This window comes from Streptococcus sp. KHUD_011 (assembly GCF_046352925.1).
In the GTDB taxonomy this organism is placed as follows: Bacteria; Bacillota; Bacilli; order Lactobacillales; family Streptococcaceae; genus Streptococcus.
The window spans coordinates 153,199-173,280 of sequence record NZ_CP157578.1; the positions used below are offsets into that span (position 1 = coordinate 153,199).

Below are 20,082 nucleotides of genomic sequence, written 5' to 3' on the forward strand. Positions count from 1 at the left end.
GTAAGGTGGGTGATTTCTCAGTTTTTAGGGATATAGTTTTAAACTATATATCTGGCTATCTAATAACAATTTGTGAAATCAAACAAATTGTGAGATACTAGTACGGTATTATTTTTAAGGAGAAAGAATCATGAAAATCAAAAAATGGCTTGGTGTAGCAGCCCTTGCTACAGTCGCAGGTTTGGCTCTTGCAGCTTGCGGAAACTCAGAAAAGAAAGCAGATAATGCAACAACTGTTAAAATCGCAACTGTTAACCGTAGCGGTTCTGAAGAAGCTCGTTGGGATAAAGTCCAAGAATTAGTTAAAAAAGACGGTATTACTTTGGAATTTACAGAGTTCACAGACTACTCACAACCAAACAAGGCAACTGCTGATGGCGAAGTAGATTTGAACGCTTTCCAACACTATAACTTCTTGAACAACTGGAACAAAGAAAACGGGAAAGACCTTGTAGCGATTGCTGATACTTACATCTCTCCAATCCGCCTTTACTCAGGTTTGAATGGAAGTGACAACAAGTACACTAAAGTAGAAGACATCCCAGCAAACGGAGAAATCGCTGTACCAAACGATGCTACAAACGAAAGCCGTGCGCTTTACTTGCTTCAATCAGCTGGCTTGATTAAATTGGATGTTTCTGGAACTGCTCTTGCAACAGTTGCTAACATCAAAGAAAATCCAAAGAACTTGAAAATCACTGAATTGGATGCTAGCCAAACAGCTCGTTCATTGTCATCAGTTGACGCTGCCGTTGTAAACAATACCTTCGTTACAGAAGCAAAATTGGACTACAAGAAAGCACTTTTCAAAGAACAAGCTGATGAAAACTCAAAACAATGGTACAACATCATCGTTGCGAAAAAAGATTGGGAATCATCACCAAAAGCTGATGCTATCAAGAAAGTGATCGCAGCTTACCACACAGATGACGTGAAAAAAGTTATCGAAGAAACATCAGACGGTTTGGATCAACCAGTTTGGTAATAAGAAACAGGGAGGTGGGAGAGAAAATTCCACCTCTTGCTTTTGTATAGAGCATGGATTGTAAAGAAGACTATAGGTTCATAGAAAGGTAGAGAGAATATGGTTTTTCCTAGCGAACAAGAACAGATTGAAAAATTTGAAAAGGATCATGTGGCCCAGCATTATTTTGAGGTTTTGCGTACCTTGATTTCTAAGAAGTCAGTCTTTGCCCAGCAGGTTGGACTTAAGGAAGTTGCCAACTATCTGGGTGAGATTTTCAAGCGTGTGGGGGCTGAAGTGGAGATTGATGAGACTTATACGGCGCCTTTTGTTATGGCACATTTCAAGAGTTCGCGTCCAGATGCCAAGACCCTAATTTTCTATAACCACTATGACACTGTGCCAGCGGACGGGGATCAGGTCTGGACAGAGGATCCCTTTACGCTTTCGGTGCGCAATGGCTTCATGTATGGGCGTGGGGTTGATGATGATAAGGGGCATATCACAGCTCGTTTGAGTGCTTTGAGAAAATACATGCAGCACCACGATGACCTGCCTGTCAACATCAGTTTTATCATGGAGGGAGCGGAGGAATCGGCTTCGACAGACCTAGATAAGTATCTGGAAAAACATGCGGATAAACTCCGTGGGGCAGATTTGTTGGTCTGGGAACAAGGGACCAAAAATGCCTTGGAACAGCTGGAAATTTCTGGTGGAAATAAGGGGATTGTGACCTTTGATGCCAAGGTAAAAAGCGCTGATGTCGATATCCACTCTAGTTATGGTGGGGTTGTGGAATCAGCCCCGTGGTACCTCCTTCAAGCCTTACAGTCTCTTCGTGCCGCAGATGGCCGTATCTTGGTTGAAGGTTTATACGAAAAAGTACATGAGCCAAATGAACGGGAATTGGCATTGGTGGATACTTATGCCCAACGCAATCCTGGGGAAATCAGCCAGATTTATGGTTTGGAATTGCCTCTTTTACAAGAGGAACGCGCTGCCTTCCTAAAACGTTTCTTTTTTGAACCTGCTCTCAATATCGAAGGGATTCAGTCGGGTTATCAAGGGCAAGGGGTCAAAACGATATTACCTGCAGAAGCCAGTGCTAAGCTAGAGGTTCGTTTGGTTCCTGGTCTAGAACCGCATGATGTTCTGGAAAAAATTCGGAAACAGCTAGACAAAAATGGCTTTGATAAGGTAGAATTATACTATACCTTGGGAGAGATGAGCTATCGAAGCGATATGAGCGCGCCGGCCATTCTCAATGTAATCGAGTTGGCCAAGAAATTCTATCCACAGGGCGTTTCAGTCTTGCCGACAACAGCGGGGACAGGGCCTATGCATACGGTCTTTGATGCCCTAGAGGTACCAATGGTGGCCTTCGGTCTAGGAAATGCCAACAGCCGAGACCACGGTGGAGATGAAAATGTGCGAATCGCCGATTATTACACCCATATTGAATTAGTAGAGGAGCTGATTAGAAGCTATGAGTAGAGATATTATCAAGTTAGATCAGATCGATGTGACTTTTCACCAAAAGAAGAGAACCATCACAGCGGTCAAGGATGTGACTATTCACATCCAAGAAGGGGATATCTACGGAATCGTTGGATATTCTGGAGCAGGAAAATCAACCCTTGTACGGGTGATTAACCTCTTGCAAAAGCCATCTGCAGGGAAAATCACCATTGATGACGATGTGATTTTTGATGGTAAGGTCACCTTGACGGCCGAGCAGTTGCGTCGTAAACGTCAAGATATCGGAATGATTTTCCAGCATTTTAACCTCATGAGCCAAAAGACGGCAGAGGAGAATGTAGCCTTTGCCCTTAAACACTCTGGACTTAGCAAGGAAGAAAAGAAAGCTAAAGTTGCTAAGTTGTTGGACTTGGTTGGCTTGGCGGACCGTGCTGAAAATTACCCTTCACAATTATCTGGAGGACAAAAACAGCGTGTGGCCATTGCGCGTGCCTTGGCAAATGATCCAAAAATCTTGATTTCAGACGAGTCAACTTCTGCGCTTGATCCGAAGACAACCAAGCAGATTTTGGCCTTGTTGCAAGATTTGAACCAAAAATTAGGCTTGACTGTTGTCTTGATTACGCATGAAATGCAGATTGTCAAAGATATTGCCAATCGTGTGGCAGTTATGCAGGATGGGCATTTAATTGAAGAGGGTAGTGTTCTTGAAATCTTCTCAGACCCTAAACAACCCTTGACTCAAGACTTTATCTCAACAGCCACAGGCATTGATGAAGCTATGGTCAAGATTGAGAAGCAAGAAATCGTGCAACACCTGTCTGAAAACAGCCTTTTGGTGCAGCTCAAGTATGCAGGTGCTTCAACAGACGAGCCACTTTTGAATGAACTGTACAAGCATTACCAAGTAACGGCTAATATCCTCTATGGGAATATCGAAATCCTCGATGGCACTCCTGTTGGAGAATTGGTGGTGGTCTTGTCAGGTGAAAAAGCAGCGTTGGCAGGTGCCCAAGAAGCCATTCGTCAAGCAGGTGTGCAGCTAAAAGTATTGAAGGGAGGACAGTAAGATGGAATCATTGATTCAAACCTATTTACCAAATGTTTATAAAATGGGCTGGGCTGGTCAAGCAGGCTGGGGGACAGCCATCTATCTAACTCTTTATATGACAGTTCTTTCTTTCATCATCGGAGGGTTCTTGGGGCTAGTGGCAGGTCTTTTCCTTGTCTTAACAGCGCCAGGAGGTGTTTTGGAAAATAAAGTTGTTTTCTGGATTTTGGATAAGATTACCTCTATTTTCCGTGCGGTTCCCTTTATCATCCTCTTGGCAGTCTTGTCACCCTTCTCCCATCTAATCGTAGGGACAAGCATTGGTCCAAATGCGGCTATCGTACCGCTATCTTTTGCAGTCTTTGCCTTCTTTGCCCGTCAAGTACAGGTGGTATTGGCTGAGCTAGATGGTGGTGTCATTGAGGCAGCTCAAGCTAGTGGAGCGACCTTCTGGGACATCGTAGGAGTTTACCTATCCGAAGGTCTTCCAGATTTGATCCGTGTGACGACTGTGACCTTGATTTCTCTTGTTGGGGAAACAGCTATGGCTGGTGCGGTTGGAGCTGGCGGTATTGGTAACGTAGCCATCGCTTATGGATTTAACCGCTACAATCACGATGTGACCATCTTGGCAACCATCATTATCATTTTGATTATCTTTGCAATCCAATTCTTGGGAGATTTCTTGACTAAGAAATTGAGTCATAAATAAAGAGAATTAGGTAATCTGTACATCATTCATAGGAGTTGTCGTTATAGTCAAGACTTAAAATTCTCTGTACTAGCTGCTATCAACCGTTACTTTTATGAGTTAGAGAGTTAAGAATTGTGGGGAGTCAATATGCAAAATCTGGGAGAAGTTTTTAAAGAATTGAGAAAGAGTCGAAATGTATCTCTCCAGGAGGCGACGGGAGGAGAGTTTACTTATTCCATGCTGAGCAAATTTGAGCGTGGAGAAGCAGACTTATCATCTATGAAATTGATTACTGCCTTAGATAACATCCACTCTGATTTGAACGAATTTATGTACTTGGTACGTGGTTTTTCTCAGAAACAGGTTTTGGCTTTTCAAGAAAATCTCTGGGAACTATATGACAGAGAAGGGATTGATTCTCTCCAATCCTTGTATGAAGAGACGACTAAAAAGTACAGATCAAGTGCTAAAACAAGCTATCTTTTACAAATGATTCGTATCAAAAGCCTTCTTGTGTTTTTTGATTCAGAAATACGAGCAACGGATGAAGAACTGACTTTTCTCTATGACTATTTTTTTACTATTGATATCTGGGGAAATTATGAATTGGAACTATTTTCAACGATTTCTACTTTGTTCCCTCTGCCCCTCTATTTTAAATATTCTAGGGAGATGTTACAAAAGACGGATTTATTAGGCTCTTTACCTAGTAACAAAGTCGGTATTGATACCATTTTGATTAATGGACTCTTTAAAGCGATAGAGGAAAAGGATAAATTAAAAGCAGACTATTTTACCTTTCAGATTGAAAACCGCGATTTACCAGAATCTGAAGCTTATCTTAAAATCATTTATATGATTGCTAAAGGGTATTATGATACTATTTTTAATGTAGAAAATAAGGGTCTTGAAAAAATCCAGAGAGGCATTACAATCTTACAAGATTTAGAGTATGTAGGTGGTGCAAGATACTATGAAAACTATTTTGCAAATCAGCTTTCAAATAAAGATTTGTAATATATTCTCGTTACATCGACTGATGAAAAATAAATGGGCTTGTAGATGGATTGATAAATAGCAGTATCTAGGAGCTAGAGTTTCTATTTTCAGAAAAAATATATTACAAAAAAGTGGGGAGTCCCGCTTTTTTTGTTAGACTGGTTTCAATGAAATACTCTTTGAAATGTGAGAAAGGCCTGTTATGAAACTATTCTTAAGACATCATTTATTTAGAATACTTACCTTATCGAGGTTTTTAAGCTCAAGTGGAGCTTATATTTATAATCTAGTATTTATCGTTTATGCTGCGAGTCTACCCTTTAAAAATATAGCTGTATTTATGGCGAATATGATTACGATTTTACCTTTCCTATTTACTTTTTATGTTGGGATTAAGGCTGATCATACTCGGAATAAAGCAGGGACAATTATCTGGATTGGTTGTGTGCAAAGTCTACTATTTCTTTTGATTGCTAGTGTGATTCAAGATCAGAACTTCGTAACGTTTGCTCTTATCTGTATGGTTAATATCTGTTCGGATATTTTATCAGATTATACAGCAGGCCTTCGTATGCCGATTATCCAGCATAATATTTCGGAAGATAAGCTCTATGAAGCTTATTCCTTTACTCAGTTTGTTTCCTATTTATCAAATCTAGGAGGTCAAGCCTTAGGAGTGTGGTTACTCACAACAAGCCACCAAAATTTTTCTTTTGTTGCAATTGTGAATGCTGGCTTCTTTTTACTATCTTCTCTTATTTTGTTCAAAAATAGAAGAGAATTGACGTATTTGTCTGTAATGGTAGAGAATGAGTCGATTAGTTTATTTCAACAAGTTAAGGCAATCTATGCGGACATGGATGATATCTTTAGGCAGAAAGAAAGTAAATCTTTGTTTAAAATGATTCTTGTCATTTTAGTGATGAATACTTTGGGAGGAGCTGTTGGAGGTATTTATCACTTTTACTTATTAGACCATACTATCTATCATCTCAGCTATGCTCAAGCTCTATTTTTAATTGAATGTGTCAGCTTGGGAGGAGCTATTCTTGGTAGCCTAACTCCCCATGATTATTTTGGGAAATTGTCGTTTTCAAGTTTGCTATCGCTCTATGCAAGTCTGTTTGTCTTGCTTGCTACTGCTAATATTTTAGATTTTTCTCCTCTAGTAGGTGTTGCCTGCTTAGCCTTTGTCATGTATTTGATGTCGAAATCAATGCCTAAATTAGATACTCTGTTATTGTCTAATTTGAGCGCGGATGTATTAGCTCGAAGTAATAATCTTTTGAGTATGATTTTTTCCCTAACATTACCCTTGGGGATGTCTATATTTTCCTTCTTAGCTTTACAAGATATCAGGCTTTGTTGGTGGGTCTTTTTAGCAGGGAGTGTGATAGGGTTGATTTTATCACTAGAAAAAAGAAGTTTTTCAGGTAAAAAAGTTTAGCCTAGAAAGCTCAGGATTACTAGAAGGTCTTCCAGATTTGATTCGTGTGACGACTGTGACCTTGATTTCCCTTGTTGGTGAAACAGCCATGGCTGGTGCGGTTGGAGCTGGTGGTATCGGTAACGTAGCCATCGCTTATGGATTTAACCGCTACAATCACGATGTGACCATCTTGGCAACCATCATTATCATTTTGATTATCTTTGCAATCCAATTCTTGGGAGATTTCTTGACTAAGTCTTGAGCCATAAATAAAAAAGAGCCGTGCGGCTCTTTTTATTTATCAGATTTTCTGTGCAAATTTTTTACTCAAGGCTTGTCCAATCAAGGCGCCAACTAGGGCTCCGATGACAACACTAGCGATAAATAGAAGGATGGTTCCAGGATTTGGTGCGACCATGATACGGTCGATATATTCTTGGGATTTTCCTCTTGCTAGAAGAGTAGCCATATAGGTTTGGGGCGCAATCCACATGAGTAAGATTGGACCAGTTGAACTAAAGGCGAAAATAATGAAAGAAAGCAAATTTTTTGTTTGGTCCTTGTATTTTCCTAAATGAGCTACTCCATCTGCTAGGAGGCCACAGATAATTCCAGGAAGGAAGGCACCGGCACCGTGTTTGCTCCCCAAGAAAAAGAGGGCGATGACAAGGCCGATAGTGGTAATGGCTCCAAAGCGCGGAACTTTTGCGACTAGGATCATATAGACGCTACCGCCGACAAGGGCAGTAAAGGCAGGCGCATAAAACATGTTTCCAGCTTGGTCAAGGAGATTGCCCAAAAGGACACCAATCCCCATGCAGAGGAAGTAAAGAACTGCAAAGAGCAGTGTAGTTAAGATAGATTTTTTCATGAATTGTCTCCTGATAATTTTCTCACAATTCTCATTGTACCACGGTTTGATGGGATTGTAAATGGGCACTAGAATTTTTTGAAAACGCTTGAAATATGATATAATAGTTTCATAGTTATTTTTAGGGGGATATCATGGGTAGATTTTTAGACTTTGTCTTTAATCGTTTCTTTTTAGGGATGATTGCGACAGCCTTCTTTTGGCTATTAACCTTAGCAGGAGGGATTATTCTTGGTCTAGCGCCAGCCAGTGCCACCTTGATGAGCCTATATGCAGAACATGGTTATAGCTTTCGGGAATACAGTTTGAAGGAGGCTTGGTCTCTTTACAAGCAAAATTTTGTCTCAAGCAACCTGATTTTCTATAGCTTTCTAGGAGTGGATCTAGTTTTGGTTTATGGCTTGTATCTCTTGGTGCAATTGCCTCATCAGACTATTGTTCATCTGATTGCGACCTTTTTGAATGTCCTAGTAGTTGCCCTGCTGTTTTTGGCTTATACAGTATCTTTGAAATTACAAGTTTATTTTGATTTGTCCTATCGAAATAGTCTCAAACTATCCTTGATTGGCATCTTTATGAGTCTAGCAGCTGTGGTCAAGGTTCTCCTTGGGACAGTGCTACTTGTAGCAATTGGTTACTATATGCCTGCCCTACTTTTCTTTGTAGGAATTGGGATGTGGCATTTCTTTATCAGTGATATGTTGGAACCGGTCTATGAAAGTATCCATGAAAAATTGGCGACAAAATAGAATGAAGCAGTTTTGGCTACATACGCTTCTGAGAACCTACAGTTCAGTTATGATGATTATTATTGCGAGTTTTGCAATCTTACTCTCTTACGCTGACTGGGATTCACGTGAAAAGGAAGCTCAGAGAGTAGCTCAGCGTGTAACCACTCGAACAGTCGAAGAGGTGGAATATTATTATCGCGAGTCAGCCCAGCTAGCGCAAGATTTAGTAGCCAATCAAGACCGTATACAAGGGGTTTATAAGTACTTTAGCCTGTCAACTTCTGAGTATTTTTATTGGTTGTTGGAGCATCAAGCGGCTTCGTCAACTTCTATTTCTCTGTATGAAAATATTGATGACCTGTATGTTCAAAATGACTATATAACGGGTGTTGCAATCGTCTTGCAGGACTTTAAAGAAGTTTATGTTTCGAGCAGAAATGAGAGAGGTGGTCATTCGGTACTTGCGGAAGGCTTTAAACCGGAGGCCAATAGTTTTGGAGTTCCTATTTTAGACCCAGCGACGGATCAATCTATAGGGGTTGTTTATATTTCCTTGGATCCAGAAATCTTATACCATGCTGTAGACAATACCCGGGGTCATATCCCGATGGCCGTTACCGTGACATCGCCTTTTGATACGGAGATTTTTCATATTGGTGAGAGGGTCAATAGGGAACATGAGAACTGGTTTGTTGGTGTAACCTCTCATGGCTATCAAGTTCAGGTAGCAGTTCCCAAAAACTTTGTTTTACAAGGAACAGTGACTAGCTCTGCTTTGATTGTGGGCTTAAGCCTTCTCTTTATTGTTATTCTCTATCTGACTTTGAGGCAGACCTTTGCTAATTACCAAAAGCAGGTAGTGGATTTGGTGGATTCCATTCAGGCTATTGCCCAAGGGGAAGAAGGTCTTCGCATTGCTACGCTTGAAAAGGATCAGGAATTGCTCTTAATCGCAGAGACCACCAATGATATGTTGGATCGATTGGAAAAGAATATCCATGATATTTACCAGTTAGAGCTTAGTCAAAAAGATGCCAATATGCGAGCCTTACAGGCGCAAATCAATCCTCATTTTATGTACAATACGCTGGAGTTTTTGCGCATGTATGCAGTCATGCAAAGTCAAGATGAGTTGGCAGATATCATTTATGAGTTCAGTAGCCTCTTGCGTAACAATATTTCCGACGAAAGAGAAACTCTTCTCAAACAGGAATTAGAATTTTGTCGTAAATATAGCTATCTCTGCATGGTTCGCTATCCCAAGTCCATTGCCTATGGTTTCAAGATAGACCCAGAGTTAGAGAATATGAAAATTCCCAAGTTTACCTTGCAACCGCTGGTAGAAAATTATTTCGCGCATGGTGTTGACCATAGACGAACAGATAATGTGATTAGCATCAAGGCGCTTAAACAGGATGGTTTTGTAGAAATTTTGGTGGTCGATAATGGCCGTGGAATGTCGGTTGAAAAACTGACAAGTATTCGAGAAAAATTAAGTCAGAGACATTTTGAACACCAAGCCAGTTACAGTGATCAAAAGCAGTCTATCGGGATTGTCAATGTACACGAGCGTTTTGTGCTCTATTTTGGGGACCGCTATGCCATTACCATAGAGTCTGCAGAGCAAGCAGGTGTTCAGTATCGTATTACAATTCAAGATGAGTAGAAAGGGAGAAAATGTATAAAGTATTATTAGTAGATGATGAGTACATGGTGACGGAAGGTCTGAAGCGTTTGATTCCCTTTGATAAGTGGGATATGGAGGTCGTCGCAACAGCCAGTCATGCCGATGAAGCTCTAGAGTATGTCCAAGAAAATCCCGTCGATGTCATCATTTCAGATGTCAATATGCCCGACAAAACAGGGCTTGATATGATTCGGGAGATGAAAGAGATCTTACCAGATGCTGCCTATATCCTGCTCTCAGGTTATCAGGAATTTGATTACGTAAAAAGAGCAATGAACCTTAGTGTGGTGGATTATCTGGTTAAGCCTGTTGATAAGGTAGAGTTGGGAAATCTGCTGGAGAAGATTGCAGGTCAGCTCGGTGAGAGAGGAAAGAAAAGTCAGACCCTTAGTCAAGATTTAGACGAGGCTGGATTTGCTAGTTATCTAGGAGGTAAGGAGAACTGGTGGATAGGCCTATCCAAGGAAAAACAAGGCTCCTTCACCATTCCCTACTATGTCTTGGGACAAGACTGGCAGATTTTCATTTCTGACCAACCCCTAGATGGTTTAGTTGTTACAGTTTTTGAAGCTCCTTATCAAGAACACTTTGAACGCTGGAAGCTGAATGCTGAGAAAGCCCTCTTTTACGGTTCTGTAAACCTACAGCAGTCTGAGAGTCTCTTTGCCTATTACGAACCGATTTATAGGGTCATCATTCAGGGGAATCTCAATCAAATCGTGGAAGAGTTGAATCTCTTGGAGAAGGTAGTTCTTAAGAATACACCGCGTGTTCCGATTACCAAACAGCTTTTTATCCAGTTTGTCATGGATGTCTTCCACTTGTTTGAACACCTCAAAGCTGATGATTTGACGGATATTGTCAAAACGATTCATGCTATTCAATCATTTGATGAATTAGTTCCTTATATCAAGGAAACTCTGACTCGCTTTTTCGGCCAATATCGTATGAATGAAAATGTAGTCAGTGTGCTAGAAGTGATTGGTCGTGATTACCAAAAAGAACTTTCTCTCAAGGATATCAGTAAGGATCTCTTTATCAATCCTGTCTATCTGGGGCAGTTGATTAAGCGTGAAACCAATTCGACCTTCGCAGAGTTACTAAACAAACAACGGATTAAGGCTGCCCAACAGCTCTTACTTTCAACCAGTGACAGTATCGAAGATATTTGTTATGCGGTTGGTTACAGTAATGTTGGATATTTCTATAAAGTGTTCCGAAAATTGTGCGGGAAATCGCCAAAAGCCTACCGAAAACAGGTAGAAACTACACTATAATATTTGTATCCCTTTACAAAAAGTGCTATAATATCGATAATAATATCAGGAGGTTCTATTATGAAAAAGAAACCAATTTATCTATGGGTCTTGCTAATCTTGTCTGCTCTTATTTCAGCTATATCTCTGTTTGGAATGTTGAGTCCCTTACCTAGTAAAGAATCCCTTCGTGCCGCTCAGAAACAGGTTGCAGGGGTCAGTGCTCAGCAATTAGAAGACCAGCTTAATTACACCTATAGAGTAGCAGAATCAACTCATTCTATTTTTAATATGGCCTTGATTGTGCTATCTGCTATTTTAGTGGTAGTAGCGATTGTCTTCCTTGTTCGTAAGAATTTGCAATATGCAAACTATACTTATGTCGGCTATGTTTTGCTAGCCATTATTGGTTCGATTTATAGCTATGTGACTTTACAAGACGCTGTGCAGTTAGTCCACGATGAGACCATGCGTTTAGGGATAAGTGTTATTTCACAAGCCGTTAGCATTTTCTATATCGTCATCAATGTTCTCTTCCTAGCTCTTGTCTTTTACAAGATGTGGCGTCAGCAAAAAGCCTTGGCTGAAGAAGAGGAAACAGAAGAACTTGCCTAAGTATTGACAAAAAATAACTATCAAGTTACAATCTTGGTAGTTATTTTTTGATTATAGATAAAATCATGGAGGTAAATATGAAGACAATTTCTTTAGTTTATATCAGTCTGAGTGGGAATACTGAGAGTTTTGTGACGCGCTTGAAAGATTATCTCTTGTCCCGGTACGAGGGGATTGAAGTCCAAAAGATTCATATCAAGGATTTGGTTAGGGACGGCCAAGATTTCTATGAAATGGACCATCCCTATGTCGCTTTTTTGCCGACCTATCTCGAAGGTGGGAATGGCGTGGATAACGGAGATATTGAGATTTTGACGACGCCAGTGGGGGATTTTATCGCCTATGGTGACAATGCTAGTAAGTGTTTTGGCGTAGTTGGTTCAGGAAACCGTAACTTTAATAACCAATACTGCCTGACAGCCAAGCAATACAGTCAACGTTTTGGTTTCCCTGTCTTGGCGGACTTTGAAATGCGAGGTATGCTGGGAGATATCAAACGTGTGGCAGCAATTATTGCGGATTTATATGAGTTGGAAAGTTGAGCTTAGGCTTGGCTTTTTTTATTCTAGGCAGTTTTATCAGAACTATTACTTTCTATGCTTCAAGAGTTGATTAATATGGTCTACTTTTTTTGATGCTCTTTTATAGGAAATAGTCCAAATGATGAGGTAGACAATCGCAAACTCGATAATGAGCTGGAGATAAAAAATCCAGTGGAAGGGGAACCAACCTGCTAGGGTCGCTAGTGGGATAAAGCCTACTAGCATGAGGAAGAAATGGGTCATAGTTGCACGGAGCAAGCTCCAGTCACGGCTGAATAATCGTTTACCAAAGTTGAAGAGAATACCGATGGCTGCCCAGATAAGAGTACAGTAGAGCAAGACCAAGGCACCGTGAACCTGATGTTGAGCCATCACTTGTCCGATCAGAGATTCAGGACTCAGTGGTGCGTAGGTATTTGGTGCATAAATGAGTGAAAAGATGATAGAGAGGATGAGGCCGATGAGGACACCAGCAGCTGCGTCGTGGAAGATTTGTTTTTTCATAGTTCTAATTTCTCCTTGATGGTTTTTAGATAACGGCGTGAAGAGTAGGTGAAGCTTTCGTTTTTCAAGAAAATTTCTACCAGACCGTTTGGGGTTAGCTTGAGATGAGAGATGGAGTTGATATTGATGATTTCTGATTGGGAAATTTGGATAAAATTGCTTGGCAAGAGTTCAAGAACTTGATAGAGTCGCAAATCAATGTTGTAGGTCTGACTCGCAGTTTCTGCTAGAACCTTCCGATTCTCGATATAGAAGCGTTGTATCTTACCAATCTTAACGAGATAGACCTGATCATCAATCTTTCCTTTGATTGTTTCTTTTTGGTCCAGATTTTCTGCGAACTCGATGACTTTCTGGATTTTATCGGTCTCTTGAGGTGCTTGGACAATCAGCTTTTCCTCCTTGTAAGTTTCACTAATCTGTAGTTCTACTTTCATAAATTTCTCTCCTTGTTTTTCATACAAAATTAATCTCACTTCTTGTACAGCTTTATTAATACTCTTCAAAAATCAAATTCAAACCACGTCAGCGTCGTCTTGCCGTACTAAAGTACTGTCTGCGCCTAGCTTTCTAGTTTGCTCTTTGATTTTTATTGAGTATACCACTATTTTATGCCCCCTGGCAAGGGACTTTGTTTATGTGGAGGGATTTGGCTCCTATGTGGTGCTTGCTTTTCTGTCCTTTCTGAAATATGGTATAATAGCACTAATCAATTTCTAGGAAAATAGATACAGAAAGGGGCTGAAAGATGTCTCATATTATTGAATTGCCAGAGGTGCTGGCAAACCAGATCGCGGCTGGAGAGGTTATCGAGCGTCCAGCTAGCGTTGTTAAGGAGCTAGTAGAAAACGCCATTGACGCGGGCTCTAGTCAGATTATCATTGAGATTGAGGAAGCTGGTCTCAAGAAAATCCAAATCACAGATAATGGTCATGGAATTGCCCACGATGAGGTGGAATTGGCCTTGCGTCGTCATGCGACCAGTAAGATAAAAAATCAGGCAGATCTCTTTCGGATTCGGACGCTTGGTTTTCGTGGTGAAGCCTTGCCTTCTATCGCTTCTGTTAGTGTTTTGACCCTTTTGACGGCGGTGGATGGTGCAAGTCATGGAACCAAGCTCGTCGCGCGTGGGGGAGAAGTTGAAGAAGTCATCCCAGCGACTAGTCCTGTGGGAACCAAGGTTTGTGTGGAGGACCTCTTTTTCAACACGCCTGCCCGCCTCAAGTATATGAAGAGCCAGCAAGCGGAGTTGTCTCATATCATTGATATTGTCAATCGTCTGGGCTTGGCCCATCCTGAAATTTCGTTTAGTTTAATCAGTGATGGCAAGGAGATGACGCGGACAGCTGGGACTGGTCAATTGCGCCAAGCTATCGCAGGGATTTACGGTTTGGCGAGTGCCAAGAAGATGATTGAAATTGAGAATTCTGACCTAGATTTCGAAATTTCAGGTTTTGTGTCCTTGCCTGAGTTAACTCGGGCCAATCGCAATTATATCAGCCTCTTCATCAATGGCCGTTATATAAAGAATTTCCTGCTCAATCGTGCAATTCTAGACGGCTATGGTAGTAAGCTTATGGTAGGCCGTTTTCCACTGGCTGTCATTCACATTCATATCGACCCTTATCTAGCGGATGTCAATGTGCACCCAACCAAGCAAGAAGTGCGGATTTCCAAGGAAAAGGAACTGATGACCCTGGTTTCAGAAGCTATTGCAAACAGTCTCAAGGAACAAACCCTGATACCAGATGCCTTGGAAAATCTTGCCAAATCGACCGTCCGCAATCGTGAGAAGGTGGAGCAAACTATTCTCCCACTCAAAGAAAATACTCTCTACTATGAGAAAACTGATTCGTCAAGATTTAGTCAAGCTGAGGTAGCTGATTATCAGGTGAATCTGACTGAAGAGAAACAGGATTTAACCCTGTTTGCCAAGGAAACTTTGGAGCAGCTGACTAAGCCTAGCAAACTCCATTTTGCGGAGAGAAGGCCTGCTAATTATGACCAACTAGACCATCCAGAGCTAGATTTAGCCAGTCTTGATAAGGCTTATGACAAGCTGGAGCGAGAAGAAGCATCCAGCTTCCCAGAATTGGAATTTTTCGGACAGATGCATGGGACATATCTCTTTGCCCAAGGGCGAGATGGGCTCTACATCATAGACCAACACGCAGCGCAGGAACGGGTCAAGTACGAGGAGTATCGTGAGAGCATTGGCAATGTAGACCAAAGTCAACAGCAACTCCTAGTACCTTACATCTTTGAATTTCCTGCAGATGATGCCCTTCGTCTTAAGGAAAGAATGGCACTTTTGGAGGAAGTTGGGGTCTTTCTAGCAGAGTACGGAGAAAATCAATTTATCTTACGTGAACATCCTATTTGGATGGCAGAAGAAGAGATTGAATCAGGCATCTATGAGATGTGTGATATGCTACTCTTGACCAAGGAAGTTTCTATCAAGAAATATCGAGCAGAGTTGGCTATTATGATGTCCTGCAAACGGTCTATCAAGGCTAACCATCGTATCGATGACCATTCGGCTAGACAGCTCCTCTATCAGCTTTCTCAGTGTGACAATCCCTATAACTGTCCCCATGGACGTCCTGTTTTGGTGCATTTTACCAAGTCGGATATGGAAAAGATGTTCCGACGTATTCAGGAAAATCACACCAGTCTCCGTGAGTTGGGGAAATATTAAACTAAAAGGAAGACTATGTACGAATATCTAAAAGGAATCATTACCAAAATCACTGCTAAATACATTGTTCTTGAAGTCAACGGTATCGGTTATATCCTGCATGTGGCCAATCCTTATGCCTATTCAGGACAGGTCAATCAAGAAGCTCGAATTTATGTGCATCAAGTCGTACGTGAGGACGCTCATCTACTTTATGGATTTCGCTCAGAAGACGAGAAAAAGCTCTTTCTCAGTCTGATTTCGGTATCTGGGATTGGTCCTGTATCAGCTCTTGCTATTATCGCTGCTGATGACAATGCTGGCTTGGTTCAAGCCATTGAAACCAAGAACATCACCTACTTGACCAAGTTCCCTAAAATTGGCAAGAAAACAGCCCAGCAGATGGTGCTGGACTTGGAAGGCAAGGTAGTAGTTGCAGGAGATGACCTTCCTGCCAAGGTGGCAGTGCAAGCTAGCGCTGAAAACCAAGAACTGGAAGAAGCTATGGAAGCCATGTTGGCACTGGGCTACAAGGCAACCGAACTCAAGAAAATCAAGAAATTCTTTGAAGGAACGACAGATACAGCTGAGAACTATATCAAGTCGGCCCTTAAAATGTTGGTCAAATAGGAGTAGAGCATGACAAAACGTTGTTCGTGGGTCAAGATGACCAATCCTCTCTACATCGCTTATCATGATGAGGAGTGGGGCCAGCCCCTCCATGATGACCAAGCATTGTTTGAGTTGTTGTGTATGGAAACCTATCAGGCAGGCCTGTCTTGGGAAACGGTACTAAACAAACGCCAGGCTTTCCGAGAAGCCTTTCATGGCTATCATATTCGAGCAGTCGCAGAGATGACCGATACCGAATTGGAATCCTTGCTGGATAATCCAACTATCATCCGAAATAGAGCCAAGATTTTTGCTACACGCGCTAACGCCCAATCCTTTCTACGGCTACAGGAAGACTATGTCTCTTTTGATGTCTATCTTTGGTCTTTTGTTGAGGGGAAAACGATCGTTAACGATGTTCCCGATTACCGCCAAGCCCCAGCTAAAACACCTCTGTCTGAGGAGTTAGCCAAAGATCTCAAAAAACGAGGCTTCAAGTTCACAGGCCCAGTCGCCGTCTTGTCTTTTCTACAGGCTGCAGGGCTAGTTGATGATCACGAGAATGATTGTGAGTGGAAAAGCAGGAATTAGTGAGTATAGGTAATTAGAATATCTGAGAATATATAAAAAGCTGAGAAACTTTTCCCAGCTTTTTATATATACTATTAGATTTGTTAGAGTGAAGTCAAAAAAGTGATTCCACCTAAAATAACACCGGCTGAATTTGGAATGATTAGTATCCAATCCTTCTTAGGTTCTTTTGTCCATCCATAAATAACCCAGATTAAGCAAGATATAGCAGCTGATAAAGGTTGAAATGGTTGAGCTTTATTTCCCTGTAAATTAGCGATAATTTGAGGTATGTAGGCAATAAATACTATAATTCCAATAAAGGCACCAATAGAACCTACGATTCGATTAATTTTTTGTTTTGTCATATACACCTCCTTCAAAAGGATATCATAGAAATTAGCGAAATGCAATAAATTCAGATACAAATTGTAACGAAAACCAATACAAAAGCACAAAAATAGAGAAACTATTTATTTTTTGTTATAGTCAAAGCGAATGACTTGCTCTTTTGCATCTACGTGGGCGTGGACTCCGAAGGGAATAATGGCTCTTGGAGTTGCGTGGCCGACATTGAGATTATAGACAATCGGGATATTGCTGCCAATGATATCCAATAGTGCCTCTTTATAGTCGTCATAGAAAGTTTCATCCATAGGTTTTCCGACCAGGAGTCCACTGATGCCCTCGAATATGCCAGTGTCTTTTAAAGTTCGCAACATCTTTTTGAAGTCTTCTGGCTCAGGCTTTTCTTCGCTTGTTTCTAGCAAGAGGATTTTTCCTTCCCAGTCTGACAAGTCAGGGAAAAGTTTGTATTTTTGACAGAGCTCCGTGCTATCTGCGTATCGAGAGTTGTCAAAGATATCGTAGAGGGATTCGAGGCAACCACCGAGGATTTTTCCCTCGAACTGGGCATTTCCTTGCAACAACTCAAAACCGGTATTTGTATGACTGACACGAGGTGTCCCCAGAGCCTTGGGACTGAAGTCAGTCCTTTCATCATACCAAACGTCACTAGAGCGGATTTCTGAGATTCTTCCCGTCTCAATCAATTCTTTAAAGTAGTGAAGGCTATAGGTTAGCATTTCTTTTTCTAATTCACAAATGTCTGCTAAGAAGGATTGACCATAAAAAGTCTTGATTCCTAGTTTATGCAACATGAGATGGTTCATGGTTGTATCCGAGAAGCCAAGAAAAATTTTTTGTTTGATAACCTTTTGGAGTTGGTCATTTTCAAAAAGATAAGGTAGTAAGCGATAGGTATCGTCTCCACCGATGGCACATAGGATCATATCGATGCTATCATCAGAAAAGGCATGAATCAAATCCTCTGCACGCGCTTCAGGATGGTCCTTGATAAAGTCTAATCCTTTTTGCGAATGGGGCAAAAAGATAGGATTGATTCCCAGGTCCTTGAGACGTTGGACACCCAAGTCCACTTCGTGTTTGACAAAGTCTTCTCCGATAATGCCACTAGATAAACTAATAATACCAATAGTAGAAATCATATCTCATCCTCCTAGAAATAGATTGAGCCTATTTTATCATAAAAGATTAGATAGAGCTATGTGGGATGTCAGAAGAATACTTTAAAATCAAAAAAGTAAGTGAAAAAGCAACCGCACCTGCAGTTGCCTTTATTATTCTTCTTAATAGCGTGTTGGTCCTGCACTTGCGCTGCGGATATTCAAGCGTTTCTTGAGATAGAAGCGAAGGGCTAGGAGGGCTGCTCCAATAATAGCTAGTGGCAATGGAGCCAGTACTGGGTTAAGGCTAGCTGGTAGGAAGCTTGTTGCAAAGAAGACAAGCAACCAAAGGAACATAGAGGCTAGGATAACCAGTACAGATTTCCAGAAAGGTGGACGTTGACTGCGGTCCATATCTGGTCCATAATATTGGTAGACAAAGTAGTACATTAAATAGAAGGCAAATCCACCAACAAGCCCAACTAATAGGAGAGTGACCAATCCATAGCCGAGAGCTTGATCTGCTGCAAAGAAAGTTGTGAGGGCGCTGACGAGGGCAAAGAGGCTAGTGATGAAAAGAGCTGAATCCATAATCATGAGTTTTGGATCATCATTTTCCTTTGGATGCTCTTTTTCATATTGTTCCTTGACAGTGAAGCTGTGCGCCCAGTGGGTCGGTGCGCCATAGAGAGAACGAGCAGTCGTACCCTTGGCTTGCTCTTCAAGGATTTGGGGAATAACTTCCTCAAAAATAGCCTTGATTTCAGCATCTGTTTTTCCATCTTTGATGAATTGTTGGGTAGCGATGTGGACAAATTCTTGGTTTTTCTTTGTTAATTTTTGTAGATCAATCTGAGACATAGGAACTCCTCTTAGAACCATTTTTTATGGATGAGATAGAGAGTGAGCGAGACACTCATAGCAAAGGCGATAAAGACGATTAACCAGAAGGCATTCGGCTCGCCGTTTAGGGGGATTTCATTATCCTTAAAGTTCATCCCGTAGGCAGAAAAGACCATGGTTGGGATGGACATGACGATGGTCACAAGGGCCAAGGTTTTCATGATGTTGTTCTGGTTGTTAGAAATGATAGAGGCGAAGGTCTCTGTCATAGAATGCAAGACGTTTCCATAAATGTCTGCCATCTCGATGGCCTGTTGGGTTTCAATCAGGGTATCTTCAAGCAGGTCTTCATCCTCAAGGTATTTCTTGATATTGCTGGTTGAGCTGGTCAATTTCTTAATCACGCGCTCATTTGTTTTGAGGGAAGCCTTGAAATAGACGATGGTTTTTTCCAATTCCATAAGCTCAATCAATTCTTCATTACGAGTTGATTGATGCAGTTGACTTTCGATTTGTTCACTCTTGCGGTCAATCGAACGAAGGGCTGTTAGGTAAAGCTCTGCATTGCGATAAAGAATCTGGAAGATAAAACGTGAACGCATGAAGGTGTAGAAATTACGCAATCGACGGTTGATAAAGACATCTAGGACCGGTAATGGTTCCAAACACGTAGTGATAATGGTTTCCTCTGTGATGATAATACCAAGCGGGATGGTTACGTAGTAGGTGCGGTTATTTCTTTCTTCTGTGACCGGTACGTCAACGATGATCAGGGTATACTCGTCTTCAATCGTAATACGAGACATTTCTTCCGCATCGAGCGGTGCTCGGAGGTCGGCAATATCAATATCGAAGGCGTTAGCGATTTCGAGTGATTCATTTTGAGTCGGATTGACGAGATTGATCCAAGTACCCGGTTCAAGCGTATCGATCTCTTTAAATTCAGTTGTTGTAGAGAGAAAAACTTGTTTCATATCCCTTATCCTTTCTCATTTTTCAGATTTTTTCACACCGTACTATTATACTACAAATTCAGCCTTTTGGGTAATAGAATCTCACATTTTTTGGTATAATGGTAAGCAATAATGGACT

The 20,082-nt window shown here is 41.2% G+C and carries 21 protein-coding genes and 1 pseudogene; 15 read left to right on the forward strand and 7 right to left on the reverse strand.

What is annotated here, in order from left to right; genetic code table 11:
- The first annotated feature begins 130 nt into the window (after nt 1-130).
- The 7 genes and pseudogenes from ABKJ27_RS00770 to ABKJ27_RS00800 all read left to right on the forward strand — a co-directional run.
- Nucleotides 131-985, forward strand: coding sequence for a MetQ/NlpA family ABC transporter substrate-binding protein (locus ABKJ27_RS00770; protein ID WP_410011841.1), 855 nt, complete (start codon nt 131-133; stop codon nt 983-985).
- Nucleotides 986-1,084: 99 nt separating this feature from the next.
- A complete protein-coding gene (locus ABKJ27_RS00775; protein ID WP_410011842.1) occupies nt 1,085-2,458 on the forward strand; it encodes a M20 family metallopeptidase in 1,374 nt (457 codons plus the stop codon).
- Entirely contained in the window at nt 2,451-3,512 is a 1,062-nt protein-coding gene (locus ABKJ27_RS00780) for a methionine ABC transporter ATP-binding protein (RefSeq protein WP_033680837.1), read from the forward strand. The genes ABKJ27_RS00775 and ABKJ27_RS00780 overlap by 8 nt, the downstream gene beginning before the upstream one ends.
- Nucleotide 3,513: 1 nt before the next feature.
- Nucleotides 3,514-4,206 carry a methionine ABC transporter permease gene (locus tag ABKJ27_RS00785; RefSeq protein ID WP_000444647.1) on the forward strand — a complete coding sequence of 231 codons (693 nt, stop codon included), beginning with the start codon at nt 3,514-3,516 and terminating at the stop codon, nt 4,204-4,206.
- Between the two features lie 129 nt (nt 4,207-4,335).
- Entirely contained in the window at nt 4,336-5,205 is an 870-nt protein-coding gene (locus ABKJ27_RS00790) for a helix-turn-helix domain-containing protein (protein ID WP_001180349.1), read from the forward strand.
- A gap of 184 nt (nt 5,206-5,389) precedes the next feature.
- A complete protein-coding gene (locus ABKJ27_RS00795; protein WP_410011843.1) occupies nt 5,390-6,634 on the forward strand; it encodes a transporter in 1,245 nt (414 codons plus the stop codon).
- Nucleotides 6,635-6,650: 16 nt separating this feature from the next.
- Nucleotides 6,651-6,889: pseudogene (locus ABKJ27_RS00800) on the forward strand (ABC transporter permease); the annotation flags it as partial.
- Nucleotides 6,890-6,917: 28 nt separating this feature from the next.
- Here the strand turns inward: ABKJ27_RS00800 and ABKJ27_RS00805 are convergent.
- Complete coding sequence (locus ABKJ27_RS00805; protein WP_410011844.1) at nt 6,918-7,487, reverse strand: MptD family putative ECF transporter S component; 570 nt, start codon at nt 7,485-7,487, stop codon at nt 6,918-6,920.
- A 134-nt stretch (nt 7,488-7,621) separates the two neighbouring features.
- On the opposite strand from ABKJ27_RS00805, the gene ABKJ27_RS00810 reads away from it, so the two are divergent.
- The 5 genes from ABKJ27_RS00810 (at nt 7,622) to nrdI (ending at nt 12,318) form a co-directional block, all read left to right on the forward strand.
- Entirely contained in the window at nt 7,622-8,236 is a 615-nt protein-coding gene (locus ABKJ27_RS00810) for a YesL family protein (RefSeq protein WP_049534772.1), read from the forward strand.
- Nucleotides 8,214-9,884 (forward strand): sensor histidine kinase, encoded by a 1,671-nt coding sequence (locus ABKJ27_RS00815; protein WP_410011845.1) that lies wholly within the window; start codon nt 8,214-8,216, stop codon nt 9,882-9,884. The genes ABKJ27_RS00810 and ABKJ27_RS00815 overlap by 23 nt, the downstream gene beginning before the upstream one ends.
- An 11-nt stretch (nt 9,885-9,895) precedes the next feature.
- On the forward strand, nt 9,896-11,182 hold the full coding sequence (locus ABKJ27_RS00820) for a response regulator transcription factor (protein ID WP_410011846.1): 1,287 nt from the start codon (nt 9,896-9,898) through the stop codon (nt 11,180-11,182).
- A 60-nt stretch (nt 11,183-11,242) separates the two neighbouring features.
- Nucleotides 11,243-11,776, forward strand: a complete 534-nt coding sequence (locus ABKJ27_RS00825) for an ABC transporter permease (RefSeq protein WP_410011847.1) — start codon at nt 11,243-11,245, stop codon at nt 11,774-11,776.
- Nucleotides 11,777-11,853: 77 nt separating this feature from the next.
- Complete coding sequence (nrdI, locus tag ABKJ27_RS00830; protein ID WP_261056409.1) at nt 11,854-12,318, forward strand: class Ib ribonucleoside-diphosphate reductase assembly flavoprotein NrdI; 465 nt, start codon at nt 11,854-11,856, stop codon at nt 12,316-12,318.
- A 45-nt stretch (nt 12,319-12,363) separates the two neighbouring features.
- On the opposite strand, the gene ABKJ27_RS00835 is transcribed toward nrdI, so the two are convergent.
- Nucleotides 12,364-12,822, reverse strand: a complete 459-nt coding sequence (locus ABKJ27_RS00835; protein ID WP_261012820.1) for a DUF3021 domain-containing protein — start codon at nt 12,820-12,822, stop codon at nt 12,364-12,366.
- Nucleotides 12,819-13,259 carry a LytTR family DNA-binding domain-containing protein gene (locus ABKJ27_RS00840; protein WP_064276766.1) on the reverse strand — a complete coding sequence of 147 codons (441 nt, stop codon included), beginning with the start codon at nt 13,257-13,259 and terminating at the stop codon, nt 12,819-12,821. Before ABKJ27_RS00840 ends, ABKJ27_RS00835 begins: the two co-directional genes overlap by 4 nt.
- A gap of 311 nt (nt 13,260-13,570) precedes the next feature.
- On the opposite strand from ABKJ27_RS00840, the gene mutL reads away from it, so the two are divergent.
- The 3 genes from mutL to ABKJ27_RS00855 are packed head-to-tail and all read left to right on the forward strand — an operon-like array spanning nt 13,571 to nt 16,702.
- Nucleotides 13,571-15,520 carry a DNA mismatch repair endonuclease MutL gene (gene mutL, locus ABKJ27_RS00845; RefSeq protein ID WP_024056927.1) on the forward strand — a complete coding sequence of 650 codons (1,950 nt, stop codon included), beginning with the start codon at nt 13,571-13,573 and terminating at the stop codon, nt 15,518-15,520.
- Nucleotides 15,521-15,535: 15 nt separating this feature from the next.
- Complete coding sequence (ruvA, locus tag ABKJ27_RS00850) at nt 15,536-16,129, forward strand: Holliday junction branch migration protein RuvA (RefSeq protein WP_247927986.1); 594 nt, start codon at nt 15,536-15,538, stop codon at nt 16,127-16,129.
- A gap of 9 nt (nt 16,130-16,138) precedes the next feature.
- Nucleotides 16,139-16,702 (forward strand): DNA-3-methyladenine glycosylase I, encoded by a 564-nt coding sequence (locus ABKJ27_RS00855; RefSeq protein WP_261446876.1) that lies wholly within the window; start codon nt 16,139-16,141, stop codon nt 16,700-16,702.
- A gap of 83 nt (nt 16,703-16,785) precedes the next feature.
- Here ABKJ27_RS00855 and ABKJ27_RS00860 read toward each other — a convergent pair whose 3' ends face one another.
- The 4 genes from ABKJ27_RS00860 to ABKJ27_RS00875 all read right to left on the reverse strand — a co-directional run bounded on the left by ABKJ27_RS00860 (nt 16,786) and on the right by ABKJ27_RS00875 (nt 19,964).
- Nucleotides 16,786-17,049 (reverse strand): SemiSWEET family transporter, encoded by a 264-nt coding sequence (locus ABKJ27_RS00860; protein ID WP_000166114.1) that lies wholly within the window; start codon nt 17,047-17,049, stop codon nt 16,786-16,788.
- Between the two features lie 105 nt (nt 17,050-17,154).
- Nucleotides 17,155-18,189 (reverse strand): S66 family peptidase, encoded by a 1,035-nt coding sequence (locus ABKJ27_RS00865; protein WP_410011849.1) that lies wholly within the window; start codon nt 18,187-18,189, stop codon nt 17,155-17,157.
- Nucleotides 18,190-18,330: 141 nt separating this feature from the next.
- Nucleotides 18,331-19,008, reverse strand: coding sequence for a DUF1129 domain-containing protein (locus ABKJ27_RS00870; RefSeq protein WP_261194388.1), 678 nt, complete (start codon nt 19,006-19,008; stop codon nt 18,331-18,333).
- Nucleotides 19,009-19,019: 11 nt separating this feature from the next.
- Nucleotides 19,020-19,964 carry a magnesium transporter CorA family protein gene (locus ABKJ27_RS00875; RefSeq protein ID WP_000815623.1) on the reverse strand — a complete coding sequence of 315 codons (945 nt, stop codon included), beginning with the start codon at nt 19,962-19,964 and terminating at the stop codon, nt 19,020-19,022.
- Between the last annotated feature and the right edge of the window lie 118 nt (nt 19,965-20,082).